Origin of the sequence: Mesorhizobium sp. M0145, assembly GCF_040322355.1 — a bacterium.
Taxonomy (GTDB): Bacteria; Pseudomonadota; Alphaproteobacteria; order Rhizobiales; family Rhizobiaceae; genus Mesorhizobium.
The window spans coordinates 51,627-68,079 of sequence record NZ_JAMYTK010000011.1 but is presented as its reverse complement, the minus strand read 5'-3'; the positions used below and the strand labels follow the sequence as shown (position 1 = coordinate 68,079).

Annotated in this window: 17 protein-coding genes; 11 read left to right on the top strand and 6 right to left on the bottom strand. The window is 62.9% G+C overall.

Annotated features, from left to right (window positions below):
• Positions 1-54: 54 nt before the first annotated feature.
• Positions 55-1,185, bottom strand: coding sequence for a metallophosphoesterase (locus NKJ28_RS17430; protein WP_352468361.1), 1,131 nt, complete (start codon positions 1,183-1,185; stop codon positions 55-57).
• A 119-nt stretch (positions 1,186-1,304) separates the two neighbouring features.
• Between NKJ28_RS17430 and NKJ28_RS17425 the strand changes: the two genes are divergently transcribed.
• The gene (locus NKJ28_RS17425; protein WP_352636539.1) at positions 1,305-1,898 is read left to right on the top strand and encodes a hypothetical protein; all 594 of its coding nucleotides are present in this window, start codon (positions 1,305-1,307) and stop codon (positions 1,896-1,898) included.
• Positions 1,899-1,960: 62 nt separating this feature from the next.
• Here NKJ28_RS17425 and NKJ28_RS17420 read toward each other — a convergent pair whose 3' ends face one another.
• Positions 1,961-2,572: a TetR/AcrR family transcriptional regulator gene (locus tag NKJ28_RS17420; RefSeq protein ID WP_352636538.1), complete on the bottom strand. Its 612-nt coding sequence runs from the start codon at positions 2,570-2,572 to the stop codon at positions 1,961-1,963.
• Between the two features lie 150 nt (positions 2,573-2,722).
• Here NKJ28_RS17420 and NKJ28_RS17415 point away from each other — a divergent pair, with 150 nt between their 5' ends.
• From NKJ28_RS17415 to NKJ28_RS17395, 5 genes are all read left to right on the top strand, one after another.
• Complete coding sequence (locus NKJ28_RS17415; protein ID WP_023677619.1) at positions 2,723-3,505, top strand: NIPSNAP family protein; 783 nt, start codon at positions 2,723-2,725, stop codon at positions 3,503-3,505.
• Between the two features lie 113 nt (positions 3,506-3,618).
• Positions 3,619-4,377, top strand: coding sequence for an SDR family NAD(P)-dependent oxidoreductase (locus NKJ28_RS17410; protein WP_352636537.1), 759 nt, complete (start codon positions 3,619-3,621; stop codon positions 4,375-4,377).
• A 270-nt stretch (positions 4,378-4,647) separates the two neighbouring features.
• Entirely contained in the window at positions 4,648-6,045 is a 1,398-nt protein-coding gene (gene fumC, locus NKJ28_RS17405; RefSeq protein WP_352636536.1) for a class II fumarate hydratase, read from the top strand.
• A gap of 159 nt (positions 6,046-6,204) precedes the next feature.
• Entirely contained in the window at positions 6,205-6,639 is a 435-nt protein-coding gene (locus tag NKJ28_RS17400) for a DoxX family protein (RefSeq protein WP_352578283.1), read from the top strand.
• A 144-nt stretch (positions 6,640-6,783) separates the two neighbouring features.
• On the top strand, positions 6,784-7,197 hold the full coding sequence (locus NKJ28_RS17395) for a DoxX family protein (protein WP_023677623.1): 414 nt from the start codon (positions 6,784-6,786) through the stop codon (positions 7,195-7,197).
• Positions 7,198-7,211: 14 nt separating this feature from the next.
• On the opposite strand, the gene NKJ28_RS17390 is transcribed toward NKJ28_RS17395, so the two are convergent.
• The 3 genes from NKJ28_RS17390 to NKJ28_RS17380 are packed head-to-tail and all read right to left on the bottom strand — an operon-like array spanning position 7,212 to position 11,619.
• Positions 7,212-7,841 (bottom strand): hypothetical protein, encoded by a 630-nt coding sequence (locus NKJ28_RS17390; protein WP_352636535.1) that lies wholly within the window; start codon positions 7,839-7,841, stop codon positions 7,212-7,214.
• A 44-nt stretch (positions 7,842-7,885) separates the two neighbouring features.
• The gene (gene ppx, locus NKJ28_RS17385) at positions 7,886-9,418 is read right to left on the bottom strand and encodes an exopolyphosphatase (RefSeq protein WP_352636534.1); all 1,533 of its coding nucleotides are present in this window, start codon (positions 9,416-9,418) and stop codon (positions 7,886-7,888) included.
• Complete coding sequence (locus tag NKJ28_RS17380; RefSeq protein ID WP_352616756.1) at positions 9,418-11,619, bottom strand: RNA degradosome polyphosphate kinase; 2,202 nt, start codon at positions 11,617-11,619, stop codon at positions 9,418-9,420. Before NKJ28_RS17380 ends, ppx begins: the two co-directional genes overlap by 1 nt.
• Positions 11,620-11,768: 149 nt before the next feature.
• On the opposite strand from NKJ28_RS17380, the gene NKJ28_RS17375 reads away from it, so the two are divergent.
• Together NKJ28_RS17375 and NKJ28_RS17370 are read left to right on the top strand one after the other, a co-directional pair.
• Positions 11,769-12,014, top strand: a complete 246-nt coding sequence (locus NKJ28_RS17375; RefSeq protein WP_023677627.1) for a zinc-finger domain-containing protein — start codon at positions 11,769-11,771, stop codon at positions 12,012-12,014.
• A 19-nt stretch (positions 12,015-12,033) separates the two neighbouring features.
• Entirely contained in the window at positions 12,034-13,266 is a 1,233-nt protein-coding gene (locus NKJ28_RS17370) for an FAD-dependent monooxygenase (RefSeq protein ID WP_352636533.1), read from the top strand.
• 229 nt (positions 13,267-13,495) lie between these two features.
• Here the strand turns inward: NKJ28_RS17370 and NKJ28_RS17365 are convergent, their stop codons facing one another.
• Positions 13,496-14,167 carry a TIGR02117 family protein gene (locus NKJ28_RS17365; protein WP_352636532.1) on the bottom strand — a complete coding sequence of 224 codons (672 nt, stop codon included), beginning with the start codon at positions 14,165-14,167 and terminating at the stop codon, positions 13,496-13,498.
• A 104-nt stretch (positions 14,168-14,271) separates the two neighbouring features.
• On the opposite strand from NKJ28_RS17365, the gene NKJ28_RS17360 reads away from it, so the two are divergent.
• From NKJ28_RS17360 to NKJ28_RS17350, 3 genes are read left to right on the top strand one after another with little or no spacing between them, the layout of a single operon-like run.
• On the top strand, positions 14,272-14,535 hold the full coding sequence (locus NKJ28_RS17360) for a metal-sensing transcriptional repressor (RefSeq protein ID WP_023719742.1): 264 nt from the start codon (positions 14,272-14,274) through the stop codon (positions 14,533-14,535).
• The gene (locus NKJ28_RS17355) at positions 14,532-15,554 is read left to right on the top strand and encodes a cation diffusion facilitator family transporter (protein ID WP_502894598.1); all 1,023 of its coding nucleotides are present in this window, start codon (positions 14,532-14,534) and stop codon (positions 15,552-15,554) included. Before NKJ28_RS17360 ends, NKJ28_RS17355 begins: the two co-directional genes overlap by 4 nt.
• A 30-nt stretch (positions 15,555-15,584) precedes the next feature.
• A complete protein-coding gene (locus tag NKJ28_RS17350) occupies positions 15,585-16,298 on the top strand; it encodes a HoxN/HupN/NixA family nickel/cobalt transporter (protein ID WP_352569732.1) in 714 nt (237 codons plus the stop codon).
• The last annotated feature ends 155 nt before the right edge of the window (positions 16,299-16,453 follow it).

Below are 16,453 nucleotides of genomic sequence, written 5' to 3'. Positions count from 1 at the left end.
TCGCAAACCAGGAAAAGGCGGCTCGGCCGCCTTTTTTGCGTCCTCTCCTGCCCGTCAGAAAGTCAGGCTTTTGCTGTATGCATTGGTGAAGGTGACCTCGCCATGATCTCCTGCGGCTTCGCCCAGCACCACATCCATGCTGTTTCCCGTCACCCGCGCCAACGCAAAGCCGCCCATGAAGGCGGCCTTCGGCTTGAACAAATCGAGCCCGTCACGGTGGTAGATCATCGGCGTCGCGTGCTGGTGACCATGGAAGATGCCGACGACGTTGTAACCCTTCAGCACAGCCAGCAGCGCCTGCCTGTCAGCTTCGCTCCACCAGTGCGGCGGACCCTTGCCGCCTTCGTCGAAGGTCTTCTCGGCTGCGTCCCATCTTTCGATCGAAAAAGTATCCCAGCCATAATGCTGGAACAGGATGACCGGGCGGCCGTCGCCGGCATAAGTCGCCAGGTCCTGCTTCAGCCATGGCAGGCTGCTGGCGGCGCCATGGCCGGTATCGCCGGCAAAACGGTGCGTCTGGACAAGATGCAGACCGCCCCAATCCCATGAATAGCAGTCGGTCCCGACGTCGTAGTCGGTCGCCGGCGCGGGCGGCTTGAAGAACACGCCGGGGCGGTGGTTGACCTCGACGTAGTCGCGCATTTCGCGGCGGTACCAGTCGACATGCGAGCGCGGGCCGTTCTGGTCGAGGTCGTGGTTGCCGAGGCCGACATAGACCGGCATGTGCACATGGTCGGGGCCGACACCTTGCTGATAGCGCTGGCTGAACTGAAGCAGCTGCGTGCCCTCGCTGGGCTGGGTGATCTGGCCGCCGCCATCATCGGTGATGTCGCCGCCAACGACGAGGCCGAGCGGCGTGCCGATGTTGCCCGTCGAGCGCAGGGCGGTGGCAACGCCATCGATTTCAGCCGGCCATTGCCTGTCGCCGACGCCGTTGAGTGCGGCGACATTGCGCAGCAAGGCAGCGTCTGTCTTGCCCTCCTGCTCGCAATGCGGGCTCAATCCGTTTGCCATGCGGCAGGCATGGACATCGGCGATGAACAGAAAAGTGGCGTCGATCGGCGGGATGCGCTGCCCGGTCTGGCCGAAGGCCGGGCGCGAAACGGCGCCGGCCGCGGCAACGGCCGCTGCCTTCATCAGGAACCTGCGCCGGGAAACCGGCCGGGCGGAAATACGATGCATCATGCGCTAAAATTCAGCACGACGCGGACCGGCAGTCCAGTTGCTCGCAAAGTGTGTCGACACGTTCTCCCAGGTCTGGCATTGCTTTCGGCATTCAACTTGCGCGGGCAGAGGAGGACGCCATGAAAGCTACATCCATCGGCATGACAATGGCCATTCTGGCGGTGACGAGCGCAGCGCATGGCGCCGGGTGCATCGACGCCAAATCGGCCAAGGCCGGCTTCATTCTCGAAAGGCCCGGCATCCACAGCGAATTTCGTCCGGCGGCGGGCGGAATGGTGGCGGTTGCCAACAAATACCAGTCGCAATCGCCGCAGTCGCAGTACCTGTTCGGCGGGCTGATCGAAGTGTTTCGCGACAGCAGCACAGGGCAGCTGGCGATGATCCCGTTTTCCGATCTCAGGAAGGTGTTCCCGCTGAAGGCGGGGGCCAAGAGCAAGATCGCGTTTGCCCGTCTTGCACCGAACAAGCCGCCGAAGGGCACCGAGACGCTGGAGATCAACGTCAAGGGCAAGGAGACGTTCAGCCTGGGTGATTGCAAATACTCCGTGCTCGCGGTCAAGCAGACGATCAGGAGCGAGGCCGGCGAGACGCGGGACGAATTCATCGCGCTTTACGCACCCGACCTGCAGGCAGTTGTGGCCAGGCGCTATGACGAGGGCACCAGTGCCGAAAGCGTGGTCGGCTACGAGCTGATCAAGCCGCTGCCGAATTAGGAGAGCTCGGCCTCCCCGCCTCGGTCGCGATATCAGCGACTGCGGCCTCTGTCCTGCCAGCGTTAAAGCGCTCTGTGCAGTATCCTGCTACGTCGCCTCGTTCCTGTTTTGGACGACATAACTCCCTGTTCCAACGCCATCAGGCAGTCACGCAGCACGCCTGCGTCCTGTGCTGTCTTGGCCATCGACATGGCGCCGGAATAGCTGGCGACGGCGAGCGCTGCGAAGCGCTGCGGATCGGTACCTAGCTCCCGGCCCGCCTGCTGGTCGGCGCTGATCTTGTCGGCGATCGCCTGACGCCAGGTAGAAAAAATGCCGGCAAGGGCAATGCGGAAATCCGGATCGGCAAGCGACAGTTCATGCGCCAGGTTGTTGAGCGGGCAGCCGCGCACGAAACCCTGCCGCTCCAGCTCCGCCGCGACGGCCGCGAACACGGAGCGCACGCCCTCGCGCGCTGAGGGAGCCATCCGTACCGGCGCGATCCATGTCTCTTCTACGGCGGCGGCGACCCGCTCCTCGATCACTGCGAGCGCCAGCGCCTTCTTGGTTGGGAAATGGTGGTGCAGCGCGCCGCCGGTGACGCCCGCCGTCGCCATCAGGTCGCTCATGCTGGATGCATGATAGCCGCGTGCCTGAAACGCCTCCTCGGCGACATCGAGCACCTTTTTGCGCATGCCTTCGGGGTCGTTGGTGCGTTTTTGAGCCCGCGACCTTGGGCGAGCGGATATCTCTGCTGACATCTTCACACGATAGCAGATTGACAAAACAGGACAATCGGTCTGTTTTGTAAAACAGGATGACTGTCCTGTTTTGGAGCTCGCGCGATGAACCTGCCTTTGAACGCCATACCTAATCCCGATCTGCTCGCCTCGCCCGTCGTCGAACTCAGGCAATACACGCTGAAACCCGGCCGGCGCGAGACACTGATCGGCATCTTCGACAATCAGCTGATCGAGGGCCAGGAAACCGCGGGGATGACCATCATCGGCCAGTTCCGCGATCTCGACCGGCCGGATATGTTCGTCTGGCTGCGCGGCTTTGACGGTATGGAAGCGCGGAAAAACGCTCTGACCGCCTTCTATGACGGGCCGGTCTGGGCTGCCTGGCGCGACGCCGCCAACGCCACGATGATCTCATCCGACGACGTGCTGCTGCTGAAGCCGGCCTGGCCGGGCGCGAGCCTAGACCTCTCGGGATCGAAACGAGTACCCCAGGCGGACCTCGAAAAACCGTGCGCAGGCAGCGATTTGCAGGCAATTATTGTCATCAGGATTCATCATTTGCAACCGGGCCTGGAAGCCCGTTTCGCCAACGACTTCCAGACCGCGGCCCTTCCGGTGCTCGCCGCATTTGGCGCGTCGCCGCTCGCCGCCTTCGTTACCGAACATGCCGAAAACAGCTTTCCGCGGCTGCCGGTGCGGGCCAGCGAAAACGTCTTCATCAGCATCACCGGTTTCGCCAGCGCCGATGCACATGCCCGCCACGAGGCAGCCTTGGCTGCCTCCCCGGAGTGGCAAGTGTTCGAGCAGAGCGTCCAGTCACGTATGGCCAAGCCGACTGAGACTTTGCGGCTGTCGCCAACCTCACAATCGCTGCTTGGGCGGTGAGACGAGGCGAAGTTTCATACGCTGGGATAGGCAGGCGACTTGACCCGGAGTGCAGGCAGCGCTGCTCTGGGGTCATGCCGCCGGCGGAAGGCGGCAATGCGCGGGAGTGTTGGATGAGACTAGGCGGCAAACGGGCACTGGTCACCGGCGGCTCGGACGGGATCGGGCTGGCAATCGCCGAGGCGTTTTTGCGCGAAGGCGCGGACGTGCTGATCGTCGGCCGCGACGGCAAAAAACTCGACGCCGCCCGCAAGCAGCTCGGGGATAATGTCGAAGCGCTTTCGGCCGACCTGTCGGCCAGCGCCGGCATCGATGCCGTGGTCGAGCATGCCAGGCGCGGCCCACCTGTCGATATCCTCGTCAACAATGCCGGCGTGGCGTTCCTTGTGCCGTTCGAAACCGTCAGCGAGGATCAGTTCCAGCAGTCCTTCGCACTCAACGTCACGGCGGTATTCTTCCTCACCCAGCGGCTGTTGCCGCATCTCGCGCCGGGCGCGGCCTCGGTGATCAACATCTCGTCCTATTTCGCGCATAAGATGATCCCGAAGCGGCCGTCCAGCCTCTATTCGCTGTCGAAGGGCGCGCTCAATTCGCTGACCAAGTCGCTCGCCTTCGAGCTCGGGCCGCGCGGCATAAGAGTCAACGCCATCGCGCCCGGCACGGTCGACACAGCGATGCGGCGCAGGTCGATCGAAAACCTGCCTGAGACCGCGCAAGCCGAGCTCAAGGCCTATGTCGAGCGCAGCTACCCGCTCGGCCGCATCGGCCGAACCGGCGACCTTGCCGGCATCGCCGTCTATCTCGCCAGCGACGAAGCGGCATGGACCAGCGGCGGAATCTTCGCCGTGGATGGAGGATACACGGCGGGGTGAGGAGCGCGCGCTCTTCCTTCTCCCCTTGCGGGAGAAGGTGGCCGAGCGAAGCTCGGTCGGATGAGGGGTGCTGGACGGATCGCCGACGCCTCGTTTCTTCCAACACCCCTCATCCGGCTCGGCGCTACGCGCCGATCCACCTTCTCCCACAAGGGGAGAAGGAAAAGGCGCTGCTTCAACCGATTTGCATTCCCGTCACCCGCAATCTCCGCTTGAAGGCATTTGTGCAACGCGATACGCCGTTTGCAAATTGCAAACCGGAGAGACTTCGTGAGCGCGCCAGAGACCAGAACCGAAACCGACACGTTCGGTCCCATCGAGGTCGCCGCCGACCGTTACTGGGGCGCGCAGGCGCAGCGTTCGCTGGCCAATTTCAAGATCGGCTGGGAAAAGCAGCCGGCCTCGATCGTGCGGGCGCTGGGCATCGTCAAGCGGGCGGCAGCGGAGGCCAATATGGAGCTGAAGCGGCTCGATCCGGCGATCGGCAAGGCCATTATCGAGGCCTCCCAGGAGGTCATCGACGGCAAGCTCAACGAGCATTTCCCGCTGGTCGTCTGGCAGACCGGTTCGGGCACGCAGTCCAACATGAACGCCAATGAGGTGATCTCCAACCGGGCGATCCAGCTTTTGGGCGGCGTCATGGGGTCGAAGAAGCCGGTGCATCCCAACGACCACGTCAATATGAGCCAGTCGTCGAACGACACCTATCCGACTGCAATGCACATCGCCTGCGCCGAGCGCATCATCCACGACCTGCTGCCGGCGCTAAGACATTTGCATGCGGCACTCGAGGCCAAGACCAAGGCTTTCGCCCATATTGTGAAGATCGGCCGCACCCATACACAGGACGCGACGCCGCTGACGCTTGGCCAGGAATTCTCGGGCTATGCGGCTCAGGTCGCCTCGTCGATCAAGCGCATCGAGATGACCCTGCCCGGCCTGCAGGAATTGGCACAGGGCGGCACCGCGGTCGGCACCGGCCTCAACGCGCCGGTCGGCTTTGCCGAAAAGGTGGCGTCGCGCATCGCCGCAATCACCGGCATCGATTTCGTCACCGCGCCGAACAAGTTCGAGGCGCTCGCCGCCCATGATTCCATGGTCTTCTCGCACGGCGCCATCAATGCCTGCGCGGCGGCGCTGTTCAAGATCGCCAACGACATCCGCCTGCTCGGCTCCGGCCCGCGTTCGGGCCTCGGCGAATTGTCGCTGCCGGAAAACGAACCGGGCTCGTCGATCATGCCGGGCAAGGTCAATCCGACACAATGCGAGGCCATGACGCAGGTTTGCGTGCAGGTGTTCGGTAACAATGCGGCGATCAGCTTCGCCGGCAGCCAGGGCCATTTCGAACTCAACGTCTACAATCCGCTGATGGCCTATTGTTTCCTGCAATCGGTACAGCTGCTGGCCGACGCTTCCGTGTCGTTCACTGACAATTGCGTCGTCGGCATCGAGGCCCGCGAAGACAACATCAAGGCAGCGCTCGACCGTTCGCTGATGCTGGTGACGGCGCTGGCGCCGACGATCGGCTATGACAACGCCGCCAAGATCGCCAAGGCGGCGCACAAGAACGGCACAACGCTGCGCGAGGAAGCGCTGGCCACCGGGCTGGTCAGTGAAGCCGATTATGAGCGGCTGGTGCGGCCGGAGGACATGACGCATCCGGGCTAGGGTGCTGAAATGCCTGGATCTCAACACCTATGTTGATCGCGAAAACGTTACTTTGGTGAACAATCCGTAACCAATCTGACGTCTTTGGTGAACAGTCGGCCTGCGCTAACTAGACGGGTATCCCAAGTCGTTTGGCCAAACCCTTCTGGAGAGTTACGCATGTCCACCAACACGTCCACCAACACTTCGTTTGCCGGTTCCGGCACCGCCTCCGGCGCCTCGGGCACGATCCTGCTCGGCCGCATCCTGCTTTCGGTCATCTTCCTGCTTTCCGGCTTCGGCAAGCTGACGGCGATTGCCGGCACGGCCGGCTATTTCGGCAGCCTCGGCCTGCCGCTGCCGATGGTGACCGCCATTGTCGTCGGCCTGATCGAACTGCTTGGCGGCCTCGCCATCCTCGTCGGCTTCCAGACCCGGATCGTCGGCTGGGTGATGGCGATCTTCACCGTTGCCACCGCATTGGTCGCCCACACCGGCTGGGCCGATCAGATGCAGATGATCAATTTCCTGAAGAACGTCGCGATTGCCGGCGGCTTCCTCGTGCTGGCCTCCTCGGGCCCAGGCGCCTATTCGATCGACGCCAAGCGCGGCTGAAGCAGTCCAGCATTGCTTGGACAAAAGGGGTGCGGAATTTTCCGCGCCCCTTTTTCGTTGTCGGTTTGTGCCCTTCGGTCCGCTGACGGAAAACCTGCTAAGATCGGGCGCCAGGCCAAGCGGCCGTCGACAACGGAGGTGAAGATGCCCCGCAATGCGCTGCTTCTGCTTTCCCGATTGCTGCTCGCCGCACTTTTCGTTCCGTCCGGCTTCCACGCGCTTACTGACGTTGCCGGCACATCAGGCTATTTTGCCGGCCTCGGCCTGCCGCTGCCAACGCTCGTAGCCTGGGCGACGGGCCTGTTCGAGCTGATCGCCGGACTGCTCATCCTCGTCGGCCTCAAGACGCCGATCGTGGCGCTCCTGCTTGCCGCGTTCTGCATCGCGGCGGGCTTCATCGGCCACTATGGCCAGGGTGGCGACGATCCGACGCTGACCTTCATGCATTCACAGATGCTGATGAAGGACATCGCCATATCAGGCGGTTTTCTGGCGCTGGCAATGGCCGGCGCCGGCGCCTATTCGTTCGATGGCCGGGCGTTTGGGACCCGCGCCTGAGCAAGTCACCCGGTTTATTTGGTGTCCAGAAAAACAAATTTTGCGAGACGGCTTACATTGACAGGCACCGACGCTAGGGCGCTGTAGTAGCCCATCCGCCCAACGCCGATGTACAGACAAAGCTGCTGTTTTTCTACCGCTGCAGCCACCCACTCCGATCCGAAGTCGTTTGGGTCCCAAACGTAGTTTCGAAGGTTGCTGTCTATGGCGACATATACATAACCATCTGATTGAATCAGTTCTTTTCTCTTGAGATACGGCAACAGATCGACTCGACCAAAAATGGGCTTGATCGATCCGCCAATGGTCTGAGCCCTGTCGGAAAGAGCTTGGTCAATACCTCCTGAACATGGCTCGAGCCTTGAAAACAAATCGCTCTTCGACAGCGATTTCATAAATTTGAGAACGTCCGTGCTTGGCTTGAATACAAAGTAATTTATGCGCTCCCCGTTCTGGGGTGTTGTCAACATCCTATGAAAATTGAACGGCATTCTGACGCCCATCCCTTTGGGATAATGTCGATCCAGATCGAACGTCCCCTTGGCCACGACGGACAGAGTGTAAAGCGTCTGGCCACTGGCGGTGCCCGCGAAGACGACGAAGATCGCTGCAACCAACAGCTGAAGAACCTGCCTGGATCTCATGGTCTTCCCCCTTCCTAAACTGTCACGTGCGACGACGCAGGCGCCTATTTCACAGAAACGCTTGGCCCGCCCTCGACCGCCAGCACCAGCCGGCGATTGGTGACCCTTGCCAGTTGTGCCAGCCGGCCGGCGGGGCGCTCGCCGTAAAGATCGGCCAGTGCTGCCGGCAGCACCAGCGCCAGCACGCCATTGCCGCGGTTTTCCCATTTCAGTCGCGGCATGACGCCCGGCATTGCCGCGCTCAGCAAATAGACGACGCGCAGCAGCGCGGCCAGCACTCGGGCGCGCTCGAGATAGCGCTGTGTCGCCAGTCCGCGGATTTCCGGAGCGGCTTCATTGAACACGCCCTCATGGCGAAACAGGCTGACAAGCGCCAGGAAGGCACGGCCGGGATGGTCGACACCAATAAACGAGGCGTGAGCGATGATGTTGAGCGATTGCTTGCCGCGATATTCGGGATGGGCACGCCAGCCGATATCGGCGAGCAGGCAGGCGGCGTGGCGGTAGCGCGCCTCATCCCTGGTCTCGTCGATGCCGAAGGCGGCGAACGCCTTGCCGGTCCACTCGACAAGCTCATGCGCGTGGTCGACCGAGCGCGAGCGCAGGCGGGCAAGCTCTTCCGCCGCCGAGATCAGCGGATCGGCTTTCTGCTCGGCCTTGTCGAGCAGCGAATAGAGAAAGCCCTCGCGCACGCCCAGCGCCGACACGATGATCTTCGACGGCTGCATCGCCGCCATGATCTCCTGCAGCACGATGGCGCCATAGGGCAGCAGCGAGCGGCGGTTCTTGGAGATGCCCTCGATGCCTTTGATCTTATCGATCTCGGCCTTGGCGACCTGCCGGAGGAAGTTCGCGGCGCTTTCGATGCCGATCTCGTAATGGTGCATGACGCCGAGCGGGTAGTTGGTCATTTCCATGTGCAGCCGGGCGAGGTTTCGCCAGGTGCCGCCGACCGTGTAGAACGCCCTGCCCTGCCCGCCCTTCAGCAATTTCGCCCGCGCCAGTTGCTCGCGCGTGATCCTTGCCGCCTGGGCCAGCGAGTTCTTCGCCATGTCCTGCAGGCGCAAGCCGCCCAACGGCAGCGTGATGCCGTCACCGATCGTCTCACCATCGATGTCGATCAGTTCGAGGCTGCCGCCGCCAAGGTCGCCGGCAATGCCGTTGGCCGGGTGGAAACCGGAGATGACGCCGAGCGCCGAATAATGGGCTTCCTCGCAGCCGCTCAGCACCTGGATCTCGGTCTTGAGCACATCCTCGGCGCGGTGGATGAAGTCGGGGCCGTTGACGGCCTCGCGAGCGGCGGCGGTCGCCAGCACATATATGCGCTCGGCGCCGGCCTGGTCGGAGAGCGCGCGGAAGCGGCGGAACTCTTCCATCGAGCGCGTCACCGCCTCGGGATCGAGTTTTCCGGTCGAAACGATGCCGCGGCCGAGGCCGGCCAGCATCTTTTCGTTGAACAGCAAGGTCGGCGAACGCGCCAGCCCCTCATAGATGACAAGACGGATCGAGTTCGATCCGATATCGATGATGGACAGCGGTCGGCGGTCCTGAAGCCGGCCCTGGGACGCTGAAATCATCAGCCCGTCGCTGCGTTCTGTTTCTTGCGGCGTTTGAACTGCGCGATGCGCTTGGGCGCATGCGACTTCAACGCATCGCCCCGTCCGGACAGGCTCGGATTGGTCATGAAATATTCCTGCGCGTTGAACGGTTCCTCGCCCTCCTCCAGCACAACGCGCCGGGAGGTTCCGTCAGCCAATACGTCGAAACTTTGCTGGTTGTCCATGATGTTGCCGAGCATGATCTGGCCGAGCACCTGTTCGTGCACAGTTGGATTGGTGATCGGCACCATGGTCTCGACACGGCGGTCGAGATTGCGCGGCATCAAATCGGCCGAGGAGATGTAGACGATCGCCCCGTCCGATGGCAGGCCGTGGCCGTTGCCGAAGCAGTAGATGCGGCTGTGCTCAAGGAAACGGCCGACGATCGACTTCACCCTAATGTTCTCCGATAGGCCGGGCACCTGCGGTCTCAGGCAGCAGATGCCGCGCACGACGAGATCGATCTCGACGCCGGCGCGGCTGGCATCATAGAGGGCATCGATGACGATCGGATCGACCAAGGCGTTCATCTTCATCCAGATGCGGGCGGGCCTGCCCTCCAGCGCGTGGCTGATCTCGTCCGAAATGTGCTTGAGGATGCGGTCGCGCAACGTGAACGGCGATATGGCCAGCCGCATCTGCTCGGCCGGTTCGGCATAGCCGGTGATGAAGTTGAACAGCTGGGCGACATCGCGCGCGATCGTCGGGGCGGTGGTGAAGAAGGACAGGTCGGTGTAGATGCGCGCGGTGACCGGGTGGTAGTTGCCGGTGCCGAGATGCACGTAATTGCGCAGCCTGCCATCCTCGCGCCGCACGACCAGCGACATTTTCGAATGGGTCTTCAGTTCGAGGAAGCCGAAGACGACCTGGACGCCGGCTCGCTCGAGGTCGCGGGCCCAGCGGATGTTGGCTTCTTCGTCGAAACGCGCCTTGAGCTCGACCAGCGCTGTCACCGACTTGCCGGCCTCGGCGGCGTCGACCAAAGCGCGTACGATCGGGCTGTCGTTGGAGGTGCGATAGAGCGTCTGCTTGATCGCTACCACTTCTGGATCGGCCATCGCCTGACGCAGGAACTGCACCACGACGTCGAAGGATTCGTAGGGGTGGTGGACGATGATGTCCTTCTCGCGGATCGCCGCAAAACAATCGCCGCCATGCTCGCGGATGCGCTCGGGGAAGCGCGGATTGTAGGGCGTGAACTTCAGATCGTCGCGGGCGACGGCGACGATCTCCGAGATCTGGCTGAGCGCCAGCGGACCGGTGAGCACGCTGATCCGGCTTGCCGAAACGCCAAGCTCGCCGGCGACGAAGTCGCGCAGTTCGGGCGGCATCAGCCGGTCGAATTCGATCCGGATAACCGAGCCGCGGCGGCGGCGCTTCAGCGCCGTCTCGAACAGGCGCACCAGATCCTCGGACTCTTCCTCGACCTCGATATCGCTGTCGCGGATGATACGGAACGTGCCGGAACCCTTGACCTCGTAGCCCGGGAACAGCTTGCCGATATAAAGGCCGACCGCCTCCTCGAGCGGGATGAAGCGGACATGGCGCTTGCGATCCGGCAAGCGGATGAAGCGCCTCAGCGCCACCGGCAGGCGCAAAAGCGCGCTCATTTCCTCGCCGTTCTTACGGTGGCGCAATTGCAACGCCATCGAGAAACCGAGATTGGGAATGAACGGGAACGGATGCGCCGGGTCGATCGACAGCGGCGTCAGCACCGGAAATACCTGCTCCTGGAAATGGTCCTCGAGCCAGATCTTCTCGTCCTTGCTCAGCGCATCGCGGGTGATGCTCTCGATGCCTTCCTTGTCGAGCAGCAGCATCAGCGCCGAAAGGCTTTTCTGCTGGTCCTCCTGCAGGCGCTCGACCTCGCGCAGCAATTGTTCAAGCTGCTGCTCGGGCGTGCGCCCATCCGGGCTCTTCAGCACGATGCCCTCGCGCACCTGGCCGGCAAGACCCGCAACGCGGACCATGAAGAACTCATCGAGGTTGGCGGCCGATATCGACAGGAAGCGAACACGCTCGAGCAGCGGATGATTGGCGTTCAGCGACTCTTCGAGCACGCGCCGGTTGAATTGCAGCCAGGAAAACTCGCGGTTGACGAAGCGGTCGGGATTGCCGCCTTCGCGGCTCGCCGCCTCGACGGTGATGAATTCGTTCTGCACCGGCTTCAGTTCGTTCATGGTTTCCGCTCTTCCCACACCGTTCGACAACCATAGCCTTAACCGGCTTAACTTATCCTCTGACAGGCTTTTGCGACAGTTTCATTTCATCGATCTTGCAAAGAGACGGGTTATGATCCAGATGCAATCGACAAGATCAGGAGACGACGATGGCAGGCGGTTCCATTCCCCATTTCCAGAACGATGCGGGCTATCCGGCAATCGACATCGGCGTCAAGGAATTCATGTGCACCGGCGCCAATCCGCCTTTCGACCACCCGCATGTATTTCTCGACATGGGCGACGACAATGAAAAAGTCTGCCCCTATTGCTCGACGCTCTATCGCTATTCGCCGAAGCTGAAGGCGTTGGAAACGCAGCCGCCGGGCTGCCTCTATCTCGACCAGGCCGCCTGATTCTTTCGCGACAAGCCTGATGCAGGAAACGCAGTCCCGGCAGGTGGTCATCGCCGGGGCGGGCGTCGCCGGGCTGACCGCGGCACTGGCCTTCGCCGAGCGCGGCTATCGGATAAAACTGTTCGAACAGGCGCAGCACCTCGAGGCTGCCGGCGCCGGTATCCAGCTTTCGCCCAACGCGACGCGCATCCTACGGCAGCTCGGCGTACTCGATCGGCTGCTGGCTACGGCGGTGCGGCCGGAGGCGGTCGTGCTCAAGGATGCCGCCACGCTGCGCAAGCTGGCGCGCGTACCGCTTGGCCAGGCGGCCGAAACGCGCTGGGGAGCGCCCTATCTCGTTGCCCACCGCGCGGATCTGCAGTCAGCGCTGATGCAGCGAGTTTCGGAGCAGCCCGGTATCGATCTGATCGCCGGCGCGCGGGTGACCGACATCGCAGCCGGATCGAAAGGTGTTACCGTCACTGCATCGGCTGATGGCGACACGGTCGAGGCTGGCTGTCTTTTGATCGGCGCCGATGGCGTCTGGTCGTCGGTGCGAGAAACGATTGCCCGCAACGCAGCCGATTTCCGGAGAAGCCGGTTTTCGGGCGAGCTTGCCTGGCGCGCCACGGTGGCCGCCGACAGCCCCGCTGGACAAACCTTTGCGGCGATCGGTGCGCCCGATTGTGTTACTGCATTCCTCTATTCCGGCTTCCATATGGTCGCCTATCCGGTCAGCCGTGGCACTGCCTTCAACCTCGCTGCCTTCACAAAGGGCGAGCGCATCGCCGAGGGCTGGTCGGGGCATGCCGACCCCGCCATTCTCGCCAGCGCCATGCGCGGTACCGCGCCGGCGCTGGTCCGTCTGGCGAGCGAGGCCGCGCCATGGACGGCATGGCCGATCCACACCGTCGAGCAGCGGCGGTGGACGACGCCGGAAGGCATCGCGCTGATCGGCGATGCGGCGCATGCGATGACGCCGTTTGCCGCACAGGGCGCGGCGATGGCGATCGAGGACGCGGTAACCCTTGCCGGTTTCGTTGCCACCTCGCCTGCCGATCTCAGCAGCGCGCTTGTCGCCTGGGAACAGGCGCGGCGGCCGCGCGTCGCCCAGGTCGCCCGCCGCGGCGTCGTCAACCGCCTCGCCTGGCATGCGGCCGGGCCGGTGGCGATGGCCCGCAACCTGTTCCTGGCGATGCGCTCGCCCGAAAAACTCGCCGCCGATCTCGACTGGCTCTATGGCTGGCGGGCGTTGGACGATGGCGCGCGATGATACGCACGACAGGCTGGAGGGACAGCGCCCTGGACAGCACCCCTCTCTGTCCTGCCGGACATCTCTCCCACTTGGGGGGAGATTGGCCATCACATTGGCTTTCGCCAATCTTCAAGGTTGCATGACCTAGCAAGGCGCCGAAGCCGCTAATCTCCCCCCTCGTGGGGAGATGTCCGGCAGGACAGAGGGGGGCGCGAAGGATCGCGGCGTTGATCAGCCGGAACCCTCTTCAATTGTAAAGCCGCATCGACAGGCCGAGCGAGGCCGGCAGCGGATTCCACCAGCCGGTGCGCAGCCCGGCCGTGCGCAGTGCCGCCGCCGTCCAGGTGTTGCAGCCGATCAGCGCGTTGAAATGACCATTGGCTTCGAAGAACCGATCGAAGCGGGAATAGGCCGCACTCTCGATCGGGATGGCCCCGTTCGGCCCCTGCCGGAAGCTTGCCGCAATGTAATCGAGCAGCGCCGTAAACCGCTCCTCGCCGATGTCGAAGCCAGCGACGTCGCGATGCGGCTCGGCGATGTCGACGGAAATGTCGACATGCATTGCCGAGGCATCGACCGTCAGCGCCTTCATCACCGGCACCGCCTTCAGCTCCGACCAGGTCGGCGTCTCCAGATAGAAGGCGCGGCCGCCCCAGCCGAAGACGATGTAGCGGACCTCCGCCACGTCTGCTGGAATGCCGGCATCGACCAGGAAATGGAAGCGCCGGCGCACATCGTCGTCGACCGGGATGGCGATGTCGGTGTGGATCGGATTTTGCAGCACCAGGATACGGTGGCTTGTGCCGATCGGATCGGCAACGGCCGCCGGCCAGAGCGGGCGCGGCAGCAGCGTGCCCAGCGCCACCGCAAGGACTGCTGCAACGACCAGCAGGCCAAGAAAACGGGCAAGCTTCTTCATGGGAAAGGCATAGAACAAGCCATGCTCAAGGTGAAGCCCCTCCGAAAGGTGCACAGCTGACTTAGAGCTTGACGCGTATCCTCCCTGGGAGGATACGCTCAAGCATGTCAGATCACCTCCACGCCTCGCATCCTTCCATCATAAAGCGCCTGAAGCGCGCGCAAGGCCACCTTGCGGCGGTGCTGGCGATGATCGAGGCGCATCGCCCTTGCGTTGACCTGGCGCAGCAGCTTCATGCCGTCGAAAGGGCCATCAGCAGCGCCAAGCGCGAGCTGATCAACGATCACATCGAGCATTGCCTGACGGACAGCGTCGAAACCGGCGGCAACTCGCTGGCGGAACTCAAGCAGCTGGCGAAATATCTATGAATTCCATCGTAGCCCCCATTCTGGAATGGCTCGGGCTCGGCTCGCACGCCGCACATCATCACGGCGGTCACGGTCCGCACGGTCACAGCCATGGCGTCATCGACGCGACAATTGCCACCACCGACCGGGGCATCTGGGCAATCAAATGGTCGTTCGTGATCCTGGCCATCACCGCGGCATTGCAGATGGTCGTGGTTGCGTTGTCGGGGAGCGTGGCATTGCTGGCCGATACGATCCATAACATCGGCGATGCGACCACGGCGATCCCGCTATGGATTGCGTTCGTGCTGGCGCGGCGCAAGCCGTCGCGGATCTTCACCTATGGCTTGGGCCGGGTCGAGGATCTGGCCGGCATCATCATCGTGCTCATCATCCTGTTCAGCGCTGTAGTCGCTGCCTACCAAGCCATCGACAGGCTGATCAATCCACAAGTGGTGACACACCTGGGCTGGCTGACTGCGGCGGGTATTGTCGGCTTCCTCGGCAACGAGGCGGTTGCCGTGTTCCGTATCCGCGTCGGTCGCGAAATCAACAGCGCGGCACTGATTGCCGACGGCTACCACGCCCGCACAGATGGACTTACCAGCCTTGCCGTGGTCATCGGAGCCATCGGCGTTTGGTTCGGCTTTTCCTTGGCCGATCCGATCGTCGGTCTGCTGATCACGATTGCGATCTTCGGTATCGTCTGGCAATCGGCCCGCTCGGTGCTGACCCGCATGCTGGATGGAATCGAACCCGGTGTGATGGACGAAATCCGACATGCCGCCGAGCATGTTCCGGGCGCGCGCATTGTCGATGCCAAGGCGCGCTGGATCGGTCATAGATTGCACGCCGACATCGCAATTGCCGCGGACGGAACCCTGCCGCTGTCGGCGGCGAACAAGATCGCCGCAGCGCTGAAGGACGAACTATCCCAGCATATGCCGGCCCTGGCTGAGGCGAATGTGCGGTTTTCAACGGAACGTGGAGAGAACGACCATCCTCACGAGCACACGCATGACCACGGCCACATGCACTGACGCTCGCCGATTTTCTGCTAGTCTCGTCCGATGTTCCAGACGCTCGTCGAATTTCAGCGCACGATCTATCTGACGCTCGGCGAACAGATCAAGCTGCTTGCGGCCGGAGGCAATTGGCTGGCGTTCGTGGCCTTCCTGCCGATGGGCGTCGTGTTCGGGGCTGCCCATGCGCTGACGCCGGGGCACAGCAAGGCCGTCCTGGCGACTTATCTTGCCGGTTCGGATGCGAAGGTCTCGCGTGGTCTGCTCGTATCTATCACGCTATCGTTCACGCATGTGACGATTGCCGTTCTGATTGCGGCTCTCTCGCTGCCACTGGTCTCAATAGCATTGGGCAGCGTCGGCCGCGCTCCGCTTCTGGAGCACATCAGTCGCGGGCTGCTCGGCCTCATTGGCGTCTGGATGCTCTGGCGCGCTTTGAGCCACAGCCATCACCACAGGCACGAGGGCGAGGCTGTCGGCGTCATGGCAGGCCTGATCCCATGTCCGCTTACGCTTTTCGCGATGACTTTCGCGATGTCCAGGGGTGTTCCGGCAGCGGGCGTCCTGTTTGCCATCACCATGATGGTCGGCGTGGCGCTGACGCTGTCCTGCGTCGCCGTGTTGTCGATCGTGTTTCGGGAACGGCTTGTACAGTTTTTCGCGCGCCAGCCACGGCTGTTCGAAACCATCTCCCGGGCCATCGAGGGCGCCGCCGGTCTCGCCCTTGCCGGCGTCGCTGTCTGGCAGATCACCTCAGCTTGAGAGAAAATTTGGCCCCAGCCATTGCATGGCGTCCTGGCCGGTGCACCGGCTGGAACGAGCCTAGGCGACGCCGGGCGCACGGTCAGCGCTCGTCGAATACGCGCGAAGCCAGCAAGACAGAGAGCCCGGTCCGCCGGTCTTGTCCCGAACCGGCG

Excerpts from the sequence above, each read along its gene's own strand:
- NKJ28_RS17410 (WP_352636537.1), top strand. The coding sequence starts at position 3,619 with ATGAGACTAGGCGGCAAACGGGCACTGGTCACCGGCGGCTCGGACGGG.
- NKJ28_RS17425 (WP_352636539.1), top strand. The coding sequence starts at position 1,305 with ATGAAAGCTACATCCATCGGCATGACAATGGCCATTCTGGCGGTGACG.
- NKJ28_RS17400 (WP_352578283.1), top strand. The coding sequence starts at position 6,205 with ATGTCCACCAACACGTCCACCAACACTTCGTTTGCCGGTTCCGGCACC.
- NKJ28_RS17390 (WP_352636535.1), bottom strand. The coding sequence starts at position 7,841 with ATGAGATCCAGGCAGGTTCTTCAGCTGTTGGTTGCAGCGATCTTCGTC.
- NKJ28_RS17420 (WP_352636538.1), bottom strand. The coding sequence starts at position 2,572 with ATGCGCAAAAAGGTGCTCGATGTCGCCGAGGAGGCGTTTCAGGCACGC.
- ppx (WP_352636534.1), bottom strand. The coding sequence starts at position 9,418 with ATGATTTCAGCGTCCCAGGGCCGGCTTCAGGACCGCCGACCGCTGTCC.
- NKJ28_RS17365 (WP_352636532.1), bottom strand. The coding sequence starts at position 14,167 with ATGAAGAAGCTTGCCCGTTTTCTTGGCCTGCTGGTCGTTGCAGCAGTC.
- NKJ28_RS17370 (WP_352636533.1), top strand. The coding sequence starts at position 12,034 with ATGCAGGAAACGCAGTCCCGGCAGGTGGTCATCGCCGGGGCGGGCGTC.
- NKJ28_RS17355 (WP_502894598.1), top strand. The coding sequence starts at position 14,532 with ATGAATTCCATCGTAGCCCCCATTCTGGAATGGCTCGGGCTCGGCTCG.
- NKJ28_RS17415 (WP_023677619.1), top strand. The coding sequence starts at position 2,723 with ATGAACCTGCCTTTGAACGCCATACCTAATCCCGATCTGCTCGCCTCG.
- NKJ28_RS17395 (WP_023677623.1), top strand. The coding sequence starts at position 6,784 with ATGCCCCGCAATGCGCTGCTTCTGCTTTCCCGATTGCTGCTCGCCGCA.
- NKJ28_RS17360 (WP_023719742.1), top strand. The coding sequence starts at position 14,272 with ATGTCAGATCACCTCCACGCCTCGCATCCTTCCATCATAAAGCGCCTG.
- NKJ28_RS17350 (WP_352569732.1), top strand. The coding sequence starts at position 15,585 with ATGTTCCAGACGCTCGTCGAATTTCAGCGCACGATCTATCTGACGCTC.
- NKJ28_RS17375 (WP_023677627.1), top strand. The coding sequence starts at position 11,769 with ATGGCAGGCGGTTCCATTCCCCATTTCCAGAACGATGCGGGCTATCCG.
- NKJ28_RS17430 (WP_352468361.1), bottom strand. The coding sequence starts at position 1,185 with ATGATGCATCGTATTTCCGCCCGGCCGGTTTCCCGGCGCAGGTTCCTG.
- NKJ28_RS17380 (WP_352616756.1), bottom strand. The coding sequence starts at position 11,619 with ATGAACGAACTGAAGCCGGTGCAGAACGAATTCATCACCGTCGAGGCG.